Annotated in this window: 12 protein-coding genes and 1 other annotated feature; of the genes, 2 read left to right on the top strand and 10 right to left on the bottom strand. The window is 35.7% G+C overall.

Going from position 1 to position 11,539, the window contains the following annotated elements:
* Window positions 1–50 precede the first annotated feature (50 nt).
* The 8 genes from MOO47_RS06300 to MOO47_RS06265 all read right to left on the bottom strand — a co-directional run bounded on the left by MOO47_RS06300 (window position 51) and on the right by MOO47_RS06265 (window position 7,815).
* Complete coding sequence (locus MOO47_RS06300) at window positions 51–347, bottom strand: HesB/YadR/YfhF family protein (protein WP_249512610.1); 297 nt, start codon at window positions 345–347, stop codon at window positions 51–53.
* A gap of 51 nt (window positions 348–398) precedes the next feature.
* Window positions 399–872, bottom strand: coding sequence for a transcription elongation factor GreA (gene greA, locus MOO47_RS06295; RefSeq protein ID WP_249512609.1), 474 nt, complete (start codon window positions 870–872; stop codon window positions 399–401).
* Between the two features lie 21 nt (window positions 873–893).
* Complete coding sequence (gene udk / locus MOO47_RS06290; RefSeq protein ID WP_249512608.1) at window positions 894–1,541, bottom strand: uridine kinase; 648 nt, start codon at window positions 1,539–1,541, stop codon at window positions 894–896.
* 49 nt (window positions 1,542–1,590) lie between these two features.
* Window positions 1,591–2,727, bottom strand: a complete 1,137-nt coding sequence (mltG, locus tag MOO47_RS06285; protein ID WP_249512607.1) for an endolytic transglycosylase MltG — start codon at window positions 2,725–2,727, stop codon at window positions 1,591–1,593.
* Window positions 2,728–2,794: 67 nt separating this feature from the next.
* Window positions 2,795–5,215, bottom strand: coding sequence for a phenylalanine--tRNA ligase subunit beta (gene pheT, locus MOO47_RS06280; RefSeq protein ID WP_249512606.1), 2,421 nt, complete (start codon window positions 5,213–5,215; stop codon window positions 2,795–2,797).
* Window positions 5,216–5,218: 3 nt separating this feature from the next.
* Window positions 5,219–6,262 (bottom strand): phenylalanine--tRNA ligase subunit alpha, encoded by a 1,044-nt coding sequence (pheS, locus tag MOO47_RS06275; RefSeq protein ID WP_249512605.1) that lies wholly within the window; start codon window positions 6,260–6,262, stop codon window positions 5,219–5,221.
* 59 nt (window positions 6,263–6,321) lie between these two features.
* Window positions 6,322–6,511: a binding site (T-box leader), on the bottom strand.
* A gap of 29 nt (window positions 6,512–6,540) precedes the next feature.
* On the bottom strand, window positions 6,541–7,035 hold the full coding sequence (locus tag MOO47_RS06270) for an HD domain-containing protein (protein ID WP_249512604.1): 495 nt from the start codon (window positions 7,033–7,035) through the stop codon (window positions 6,541–6,543).
* A gap of 12 nt (window positions 7,036–7,047) precedes the next feature.
* Entirely contained in the window at window positions 7,048–7,815 is a 768-nt protein-coding gene (locus MOO47_RS06265; RefSeq protein WP_249512603.1) for a TrmH family RNA methyltransferase, read from the bottom strand.
* Window positions 7,816–7,962: 147 nt separating this feature from the next.
* Here MOO47_RS06265 and MOO47_RS06260 point away from each other — a divergent pair, with 147 nt between their 5' ends.
* Together MOO47_RS06260 and yidC are read left to right on the top strand one after the other, a co-directional pair.
* Window positions 7,963–8,238, top strand: coding sequence for an acylphosphatase (locus MOO47_RS06260; RefSeq protein WP_249512602.1), 276 nt, complete (start codon window positions 7,963–7,965; stop codon window positions 8,236–8,238).
* A 14-nt stretch (window positions 8,239–8,252) separates the two neighbouring features.
* On the top strand, window positions 8,253–9,224 hold the full coding sequence (gene yidC / locus MOO47_RS06255) for a membrane protein insertase YidC (RefSeq protein ID WP_249512601.1): 972 nt from the start codon (window positions 8,253–8,255) through the stop codon (window positions 9,222–9,224).
* Window positions 9,225–9,269: 45 nt separating this feature from the next.
* Here yidC and MOO47_RS06250 read toward each other — a convergent pair whose 3' ends face one another.
* Complete coding sequence (locus tag MOO47_RS06250) at window positions 9,270–10,724, bottom strand: HAMP domain-containing sensor histidine kinase (protein WP_249512600.1); 1,455 nt, start codon at window positions 10,722–10,724, stop codon at window positions 9,270–9,272.
* Window positions 10,725–10,777: 53 nt separating this feature from the next.
* A complete protein-coding gene (locus MOO47_RS06245) occupies window positions 10,778–11,467 on the bottom strand; it encodes a response regulator transcription factor (protein ID WP_249512599.1) in 690 nt (229 codons plus the stop codon).
* Between the last annotated feature and the right edge of the window lie 72 nt (window positions 11,468–11,539).

Genomic DNA, 11,539 nt, shown 5'->3' with positions numbered 1-11,539 from the left:
TTATTATAGCAAAAAAAGCAGCTTGCAAAACAAACATTATCGCAAACTGCTTAATCTTCCTCAATAAAAGTATATTTGGGACTATCTATTGCAGGATCATAATCAATCTGCAAATCATATCCGCTAAAAAACCAAATGTCATTATCACTAAAGAAATAATTAATACCATCTATTTGTTTAACATAATAAGGATTGTGCGGTTTCTCTTTGATAAAAGCTAACGAAAAACCATCATGGACATTAGTTTTACCATAAACCTTGCCATAAAAATGTAATCCATCACCTTTTTCTAGCTCCAAATTATCTTGGTACCATTTTTGTGCAGCATCACTAACCATAAATTTCATTGCTATGCACCCCCACTTTAAAGCATACACCACTACTATGTTGAAAGACAATTAATTATTTACCGCTGTAATAGTTACCATAAAAGAGCCACCAGGAGTCATAATTTCAACTTCAGCACCAACTTTTTGCCCCAACAAAGATTGAGCAATGGGAGATTCATTGCTTATTTTGCCATGTAAAGGATCCGATTCAGCAGCACCGACAATCTGATAAGTCTCAGGATCTTCGTCAGCTTCTTGGAAAGTGACAGTTTTACCCACTGCTACTTCATTAGCATCAACTTGGCTCACGTCCACAACATCAGCATACTGGAGCATTGTTTTAATTTCTGAAATACGTGACTCTACTACACTTTGTTCATCTTTAGCCGAAGAATATTCCGAATTTTCGGATAAATCACCAAAACTACGTGCAATCTTAATCCGCTCAATAATTTCTGGTCGCTTTTTCAATTTTAAATCTTCTAATTCTTGTTCTAATTTTTGCTTACCTTCTGCAGTCATTGGATATCTTTGTTCAGCCATTTTTTCACCCCATTAGTAAAATTAGTTAGTATTTCTTTTTTCTTGTATTAAATATTTAATTTTGGTAGTCAATAAATCAATCGCTACTTTATTCGATCCACCTTCAGGAACAATCAAATTAGCAAAGCGCTTCGTTGGTTCAATAAACTGCTGATACATAGGACGCACATGATCTAAATACTGTGAAAAAACCGTTTCTAAAGTGTAGCCACGTTCTTCTACATCACGACTAATGCGTCTAATCAAGCGAATATCATCATCCGTATCCACGAACACTTTAATATCCATTAAATCACGTAGTCGCTTATCATACAAAGTTAAAATTCCCTCTAACAAAATAACATCAGTTGGTTCTTGATGTTTAGTTTGCTCAGTTCGATTACTATCCACAAAATCATAAATAGGCACTTCAATACTTTGCAAATGCTTCAATTTATTTAAATCTTCTACCAGTAGATCTGTATCAAAAGATAACGGATGATCAAAATTTTGCTTTTTCCGTTGTTCATAAGGCAGATCTAATTTCTTGTAATATGAATCCATTTGAATTAAAGCAATAGATTCATCTTGTAATTCCATAATCAATTTATTGGCGATTGTTGTCTTACCACTACCGGAACCACCACTGACACCAATAATCAATGGTTTATTAGTATTTGAAGCTTGCAAATTTGTTCTCCTTATCAAAAGGGACTGACAACTGAGTCAGTCCACGATTTTATTGACCAATTTTCGAATTAGTTGTTAAATGCTGCGAGTATGAGGTGGAATAATAAACTTTTCCGGTCTTCAAGTTAGCAACAAAATACAGATAACCCTTATCTTGATCACTTGGATTCAAGACAGCTTGAATAGAGCTCAAACTTGGTGAATTAAATGGTCCTGGTCCGTAACCTTTATTTTTATAAAGGTTATACGGCGATTTTACGCTCGTATCTTTATTTGTCAAACTGTGTTTATGCGTATTTAAAGCGTACATAACTGAAATATCAGATTGTAATGGCATATCAGCAGCAATTCGATTAAAGAAGACCCCTGAAATCTTTCGACGATCCTGGTCTGTAACACCTTCACGTTCAATCAAAGAAGCCAAAGTCAACATATGCTGAACGGTTAAATCTTCATTTTTGATTTGTCCATAATATGGTGATAATTCTTGGTTAGCCTTAGACACCATTTCGCTGACTATTTGTTTCAAAGACATCCCGTTGTAATAAGGATACGTCGCTGGGAATAAATAACCTTCCAAATGATAACGAACATCTTTAGAAGCCATGCTAGAATCCAATAACTGTGGATATTTCTTCTGCAAATGTTCCAAGAAATCTCTATTCTTCATCAAAGCTAAAAATTGCTTTTTGGAATAAGGCGTTTTCTTAGCAACTTCGGTACCAATCTGATCAACAGTAACTCCTTCGCGCACAATAACATTTTGTGTTGGCTGACCTACTCGTTCAGAACTACCACCTTTTTGCAACCTGGCGACAATTTGAGTTAAAGTCATTGATGGTTTAAAGGAGTAATAGCCTGCTTGAAAATCAGTATAATTATGCGATTTAACATAATAATTAAAGACCATTGCACTATGAATAATCTTCTTATCCTGTAATTTAGAAGCAATTTCTTTATTGGATGAACCAACCGGAATTTTAATTTCCACTTCTTGATTATCTTTACTATTGTAAGGTTGCAGTGATTCTTGCACGTAATTATAACCTAAAATACCAAGCGTTAAAATTAAAATTGCTAAAATTCCTACAATCCAATATACAATACTATTGACAACCCGGCGCTCAGAGTCACGCTCTTTTTTCTTTTGCAAACTGGAATCATTTTGCTTGTCTGAATTAGCCACAAATGGGTCCTCCAAATGTTAATTTCAATGGTTAATTATACACAAATTTTAGCATTGTGAATAAACTTTATCTGATTTTTGCCCCTAAAATGTTTTGTAAAGCTGTTTGCACTTTCGTAAAATGTTGATTAACAACCGCATCAGTTAAAGTTTCTTGTTTGTTTTGGAAGGTTAAACTATAAGCCATAGACTTATACTTTGCAGGAACCCCTGTACCAACATAAATGTCGAATAATTTAATATCAGTTAAATACTTGCCAGCTGCTTGTCTAATAGTATCATCAATTGCTTCATTAGTAACATTTTTTGGAACTAAAATTGCAACGTCACGCGTAATAGATGGAAATTTAGAAGCAGGAACATAAATTTGGGATTGATCAGTTAATGCCATAATTTTATCTAAATTCAACTGAAACACTATTGTAACAGGTAATTTCAATTGTTGGGCATAAACAGGATGCACCGTGCCAATAAAACCAATACATTGATCATCCATCATAATTAACGCGCTTTGTCCTGGATGAAGCTGAGTAATAGAAGTAGTTGCTTGGTAAGAAATTCTACCTTGTTTATTGAAACTGTTAATTAATTGTTCGACATCACCTTTAACATCGTAAAAATTAACTAAGCGCGCTTTTGTTTCCCAAGTTTGCTCTTGCACGGTACCCGTGATAGCTCCTGCTAACATTTCTACTTCTGTCGGTCGCACCGCACTAGATTGGCTTTTAACAAACACGCGACCTTGTTCAAACAAAGCAACATTAGTTTGTTTACGAGCTACATTATAAGCTAAATCATCTAATAAACCACTAACCAGATTCAAACGCAAATATTCATGATCGCGAGTCATCGGCCAATCTACCTTAGTCAATGTAGACTGCTCTACAGTAAAGGCTTGCGCTTTTTCCTCAGTCGTTAACGCATAACTAATCGCTTCGTCATATCCTAATGATCGCAAAAAGGTCTTACCGTTGCGCAAAAATTGTTGTTGCGTTGTATAACCACCGACAGTTTGTGTGCTGACTGGTAAGGTGCTAGGCAACTTATCAAAGCCGTAAATCCGGACTACTTCTTCAATTAAATCAGCAGGAATCGAAATATCCCAACGACGCAACGGTACCGTAACGACCAAAATATCAGCTTCCACTTGGACTGTAAATCCTAAGCGCTCAAAAATCGCAATAATCTCTTCTTGTTTAATGTTTGTTCCCAAGGCATGATTAATTTGTTCAATCGTAATTTTTACAATTGTAGGCTCTAAATTGGTCTGACTGCCAACTACTTGACCAGCCAATACTTTACCATCAGCTAGCGTTTGTACCAATTGAGCTGCTTGATCTAAAGCTTCTTGTGTTGTAGCAACATCAATCCCTTTTTCAAAGCGAGCTGCTGCTTCTGTTCGCAAATTATGACGTTGTGCGGTTTTGCGGACTCTAATAGAATCAAACACTGCTGACTCTAAAACAACAGTCTTAGTTTGCGCATCAATACTAGTGGATTGCCCACCCATTACACCAGCCAAACTCACAGCTTGTTCATCATTGACAATAACTATATCTTGATCGGTCAGTTCATACTCATTATCATTCAAAGCTTTGAAAGTTTCGCCATTTTCTGCATTGCGAACAGTTAATTTTTTAGATCCTAACTTGTCAAAATCGTAAGCATGCAAAGGTTGACCATAATCTAATAGAACATAGTTAGTAATATCAACAATATTATTAATAGGTTTAATACCATTGTTCCATAAATAAATCTGTAACCACAAAGGACTTGGTTGCACTTTAACATTTGTGACTATCCGATTACGATAAGTCGGCGCCAAATTATTATCAAACACTTCATTAGTAAACTTGGAATCAGCCATTTCGGTTTCTTCTGGCACATCAGGTACCGTGAAATGCGGCTTTTGATCATACATAGAAGCTACTTCCCAAGCTGCACCACGCATTCCTAAGACATCAGCACGGTTAGGTGTCGCGTCAAAGTTTAAAATCGTATCATCCATGCCCAAATAAGGGAAAACTGATTCTCCCACTGTAATTGTCTCATTTTCTGGAAAAACATAAATACCATCTTTAAATTCATCTGGCACTACATTTTCATTGAACCCAATTTCTTGAAGTGAACAGAGCATCCCTCTAGATTCAACACCACGCATCTTGCTTTTTTTGATTTTTTGGTTATTGACAATTCGCGCACCTGGTAAAGCAACAATAACTTTTTGCCCTTCGGCAACATTGGGGGCACCACAAACAATTTGATACGGCTGTTGTTCACCTATAGCTACTTGACAAATATTCAGATGATCAGAATCTGGATGTGCTTCCAACGTCAAAATTTGTCCAACCACGATGTTTTTTAGACCTTCAGCCGGATAAATAATTTCATCGACTTCAATTCCGGTAACTGTCTCTCGTTCTGCTAATTTTTGTGGCGACTCTGGCAAATCTACATACTTAGCAAGCCATTTCATTGAAATTTTCATTAATTATTCTCCCTTAAATTGTTCTAAAAATCTCACGTCATTTAAATAAAAATCACGAATGTCATTAATACCGTATTTCAGCATTGCAAAGCGATCTGGTCCCACACCAAAAGCAAAACCGCCATAGATTTTAGAATCAATTCCTGCATTTTCTAAAACATTTGGATGGACTAAACCTGCACCTAAAACTTCAATCCAACCAGTTTTTTTGCAGACGCTACAACCTTGACCATTACAATTAAAGCAAGAAACATCCACTTCAACCGATGGCTCAGTAAATGGAAAATAACTAGGGCGCAAACGAATTTCACGATCAGAACCAAAAACGTGTTGGGCTAATAATTCCAAAGTACCCTTCAAATCAGCCATTGTGATATGCTCATCGACCACTAAACCTTCAATTTGATTGAATTGATGCGAGTGTGTTGCATCATCAGTATCCCGCCGATAAACTCGTCCTGGACTAATCATTTTCAATGGTCCCTTACTAAAATCATGTTGCTCCATGGTACGCGCTTGTACTGGCGAGGTATGCGTACGCATCAATGTTTCTTTAGTAATATAAAAAGTATCTTGCATATCTCGTGCTGGATGATCCTTAGGCAAATTCATCATTTCAAAATTATAATGATCTTCCTCTACCTCAGGTCCAGCAACAACTTGATAACCTAAACCAATAAATAAGGACTCAATATCATCCATCACTTGATTAATAACGTGTTTGGTACCGACTTTACGCTTATTTCCTGGTAGGGTAACATCGATTTTTTCTTTTTGTAATTGTAATTGAATTGCTTCTTGTTCTAAATGTTGCTTAGCTTGATCCAATTTATTTTGCAAGTCATCTCGAATGACATTAGCCAACGCGCCAATTTCTGGACGCTCATCCGGCTTTAAATCTTTCATTCCTCGTAAAGCTTGCGTCAGAGGACCTTTTTTTCCCAGTAATTGAACACGAATTTCATTCAATTTATTAATCTGATCAACAGCGCTAATTTGTTGCAATCCCTTTTCATGCAAATCTTTTAATAAGTCTTTTAATTCCATAGTTTCCTCCAAAAAGTTGGAAATAATTTAAATATCAACCAACAAAAAAAGCCTCGTCTCAAAGGGACGAAGCTTCGCGGTACCACCCTAGTTTAAGTAACCTGGTTACTTACACTTAATTGTCGAATAACGCCGACATACTGTTGACTCCAGAACGAATTCATACAAATTAACTTCAATTGTTCTCACTCACCAATTGTCCCTGTTAAGTCAACTTACTGTATTACTACTTCCTGTCATAGTCGTTAGTGTTATTTTATAAGTTTCATAATAAAAATTCAATAAGATATTACAGTTTGTAACTTTTGTTTCACAGCAGCCCATATTGGTGTGAACGCTTCTTTGACCGCACAATAGTCATCTACCAAATTAACTAATAAACTTTCCAAATACTTTGGCGGTGCTAACGTAGCACCAAACATGTGCTTACTAATAATATCTGCTTCCATCGGTGTTAAATCTGTTAATGATTGCGCATTTTCCAATGCAATTTGTGAATGAACATAAGCATGTGTTCTAAAATCCAAAGCTTGATTATCCCAATCATAATAAAACAAATCATGCAGTAATCCGCCACGTGCTAGGGCACGCACATTGAGGTGTAATTTTTTTCCTATCAAAAAACTATGATAAGAAACACTCAAAGAATGTTCTAGGCGATTAGAATAACGATGTTGAGTAATAAGTTGTAATTGTTGAATCTCCGGTAAAATTAATAAGTCTGCAACTTGTTGAAGATATTCAGGATCATTTTGCCAATTCAAGCTGTTCATATCTTACCTTCCTTATCTAGAAAGTCCATATATAATTATACCTGCTGCTACTGCAACATTCAAAGATTCTGCTTTGCCAAAAATAGGAATATATAAATTAGCGTTCACTTTTTCCAACAATGCCGAATTCATGCCTCGTGCTTCATTGCCCATGATTAATGCCCAATCCTTTTGTGGCTTGACTTGCCGATAATCCTGTGCCCTTTCGTCAACTAAGCTACCATAAACAATTAAATCATGTTGTTGCATTACAGTAATAGTTTCTGCTAAATCATTAACAAGTATCGGCAAGTGAAATTGACTGCCTTGCATCGCACGTTGAACTTTGGGCGCATAAAGATCTACCGCATCAGGGCTCAAAACAACTCCCTTTAAACCTGCAGCATCAGCTGTTCGCACCATTGTTCCAACATTTCCGGGATCTTGCACTTCATCTAAAAGTAACCACCTACCTTGACTCATATCTAAGTCCGGCTGTTCAGGCATATCAACAACTGATACCAACCCTTGGGGATGAACAGTATCCGTAATAACTTGGGCAACTTCTTCTGTAATCTGAATCGCTTGTGGGAAATAATCACGTATCAAATGCAATCGATCACGATTTAAATATTCTGTGGTAACATATACTTCATTTAACGAAATATTATTTTGTAAAGCTTCTTTAATTAGATGTTCGCCTTCAAGCAAATATTTTTGAGCTTTGCGACGGCCACGCGTTGTTAGTAATTTTTTTAACTCTTTAATTTTATTATTTTTAACAGATGTTATATATTCCACGCGGTTAAACTTCCTTTATTTAATTTCTATATTAATTGTATGATAGCATTTTTCAAAGCTATAATATGAAGATTTCTGAACTTGCCATTTTGTTTAATCATTATTTTCGTTATAATAGTAGCGTTATGATAATCGGGAGGTAACAACTTGCAATTAATTCACGTAAGTATTGATGTTTATGGACGTGTTCAAGGGGTTGGCTTTCGCTATACCACTTTTACGTATGCCCAACAATTTAGCATTGTCGGCTCTGTTCAAAACCTGTCCGACGGTAGTGTTCATATTGAGGCACAAGGGCAACATGCTGATTTAAATGAATTTATTAGTGCCATTAAACACGGACCAAATCGTTTTGCTCGTGTCGATGATGTTAAAATAAAATCACAACCTTTAGCTGATTACTCAGACTTTTCAATATCATAATTTGGAGAATAATAATGAAGAAAAATTTCAAAAAAATTTTAATTGCTGCTGGACTACTGGGATTATTGGTCACAGTAAGTGCTTGTTCGCATAGCGGTATTAATGTGGCTGCTAAGGCACCTACCAGTGGACCTTATGGCTTTATTTATCATTATCTGGGAATTCCATTTCAAAACTTAATTTTAGCGATGTCTAATATTATCGGTGGGCAAGATAGTTATGCTTGGGGCATTATCATTATTTCTTTTATTGTTAGGCTGTTATTATTGCCACTGAGTTTATGGCAGCAACGCAAATCAATTTTACAACAAGAAAAAATGAAATTGATTCAGCCACAATTAAAATTAATTCAAGAACAACAAAAAAATGCTAAAACGCAAGAAGAACAAGCCAAAATCAGCCAATTAATGATGCAAGTATATTCCAAAAATAATATCAAATTAACTGGTGGATTAGGCTGTTTACCATTGTTACTGCAATTTCCAGTTTTTATCGCTATTTACCAGGCTGTCCAATATTCTAGTGAAATTTCCAAAGCTACTTTTTGGGGTGCACCTTTAGCTAAACCAAGCATTATCATTACGATCATTGCAACTTTATTTTATGTCCTGCAAAGTTGGATGTCTTTAAAAAATATTCCTGCTGAACAAAAACAGCAAATGAAAATGATGATGTTTTTAAGTCCTGCCATGACTTTCTTTATTAGTATTGCTTCCTCAACTGCGTTAGCACTGTACTTTCTAATTGGCGGTGTCATTATTGTTATTCAACAAGTAATTAGTGACTACTTAATAACACCAAGGGTTCGTAAGCAAGTTGATGCTGAAATTGAAAATAATCCAATCGTCACCGTTGTGACAGAAGATACTTTAAAGCAAAGTGTTGCTACTAGTTCAAAAGAAAATAATCCATCTGAACAACCTGCCAGCCAATTACATGATCGCAATCGCAAACGTAATGCTGGTAAGCAACAACATCATAAATAATGCAGTAAAAAAACACTTTGAAATTTGTCAAAGTGTTTTTTACTATTACATATTAATTTTATTTTTATTAACTAATGGAATATTGACACGAAAAACAGTACCCGAACCGACAGCACTCTCAGCAGTGATCGTTCCCTTATACATTTCTACAATCTTTTTAGCAATTGGTAAACCTAAACCATTCCCACCACTCTCTCGCGAACGTGCTTTATCGACACGATAAAACCGATTAAAAATCCGCTGAAGATCTTGCTGGTTAATGCCTACACCAAAATCTTGTACAGCAATAGACAGCATGCCATTCTCAGTAGAAGTAGATAAATTAATTTCTTTACGATCTTTAGAATATTTCACAGCATTATCCAACAAAACAACTAGAATTTGCATCAAATGATTGCGGTAAATTTGTACTTGCGTGTTGTCAGGAACCGTGTTGTCCAAATCAATCTTAAAATCAGGATGTAGCATTCTGAAATCATTGTAAGCTTGCTCAATCGTGGCATTAGCCTGTGTAATTTCGTTAGTATAATTAGTTTCTATTTGTTCAGCACGTGTCAAATCAAGCATTTCTTGGATTAACTTTTTCATACGCGAAATTTCATTAACCGATGCATCAATTGATTCATCTAAAACTTGCGGATCATCTTTACCCCAGCGTTGCAATAATTTAAGATGACCTTCAATTACGGCTACCGGTGTACGTAATTCATGCGAAACATCTTCCACAAATTCTTTTTGTTGATTAGTGTATTCCTGCATGCGATCCAACATATGGTTAAAACGCTCCGCTAAATCCGTAATTTCATCAGTAGCTTGTTGTACTGGTATGCGCGCTTGAGAATCAGGATCTTCATCAATTTTATCAATAGTGCGATTGATTTGATGAATACGACGAACCAAAGGCTGCGTTAAGAAATAACCCAAAACAAAACTCAAAATTAACACCACTAAAACAGTTGCAATAATATTACGGTGCAATTCTTCAATTGTATGATGATAATTGCGCAAACCATCGTTAATCTTAGCATAGCCAATTATTTTATGCGTACTACTAGATCGAATAGGCATGGTAACCGCCAAATAATTGGGTCCATGCTTGGGATTAACTAAAACAATCTTTTTTTGTACATCGGTTTTAGCAAAATCAGCACTAATATCACCAGATTGAAATAGTACTTGTCCTTGATCGTTGTACAAAACCAAGGACAAATCACCGCGCGTCAATTGCTTAGATAAACTATCCCGATAAAAATCTTCCGGATTTTCAGTAAACAAGCGTCCTTCTTGATCGCGTCCTAAATTTTTACGGGGTACATGCGGCGATAAGCGGTGATGAACTTGATCTTGAGTTAAGGGCGTGTGATACACATTAAAGCGACTGTCAACCGCCGACATTGTATCGCGGACGTTATTAGTTTCACTAGTCAATAATCCACGGGTCACTGATGTATATATCAGTGTAGAAAAAATTCCAAAAACCACAAAAAAAGCTAAACTCAAAAAACAAGTCCATTTCAATTGAATATTTGGGTGGAAATTAACTATTTTTTTCTTCATGGACGAACAACATAACCTGTTCCACGAACAGTTTGAATATAACTTTCCTTATCTGGTAGATCAATCTTATTACGTAAATAACGCACATAAACGTCTACAATGTTAGTTTCACTTTGAGTAGCATCACTACTCCAAACACTCTTGAGTAATTGTTCACGACTCAAAACTTTGCCCATATTATTCAATAAAGTCAAGAACAAGTCATATTCACGTCGTGTTAACTCAATAATTTTACCTTCACGACTCAAAGTATGGGCTTCTTTATCCATCACTAAATCACGATATTCAATTTTAGTAGAATGCGGAGCCATTTTTTGATCTTCAATATCGATCCGTCGCAATAAAGAACGTAAGCGAGCTAACAATTCTTCAATTGCGAAAGGTTTGATGATGTAATCATCAGCACCATGATCTAAACCGGATACTCGATCAATTACAGAATCACGTGCTGTCATCATAATAATTGGTGTACTCTTTTCTTGGCGAATACGACGACAAACTTCCAAACCATTCAAAGTTGGTAACATTAAATCTAGTAAAATTACATCCCAATCATCAGCTAAAGCTGCATCTAAACCCTTGCGTCCATCTAATTCTACACGTGTTTTATAACCCTCATGTTGTAACTCTAGTTCAACAAAACGTGATAAATTTTTCTCATCTTCAATAATCAAAATTTTAGCCATTTCAATACTCCAGTTCTTAATAAAATTTCATTTACATCAATATTACATTAATACTCTAGCACAGACCAATAA

It is taken from the genome of Bombilactobacillus thymidiniphilus (assembly GCF_023380245.1).
Lineage (GTDB): Bacteria > Bacillota > Bacilli > Lactobacillales > Lactobacillaceae > Bombilactobacillus > Bombilactobacillus thymidiniphilus.
Note: the sequence above shows the minus strand (reverse complement) of the source record. Positions and strands in the feature narration are given on the sequence as shown.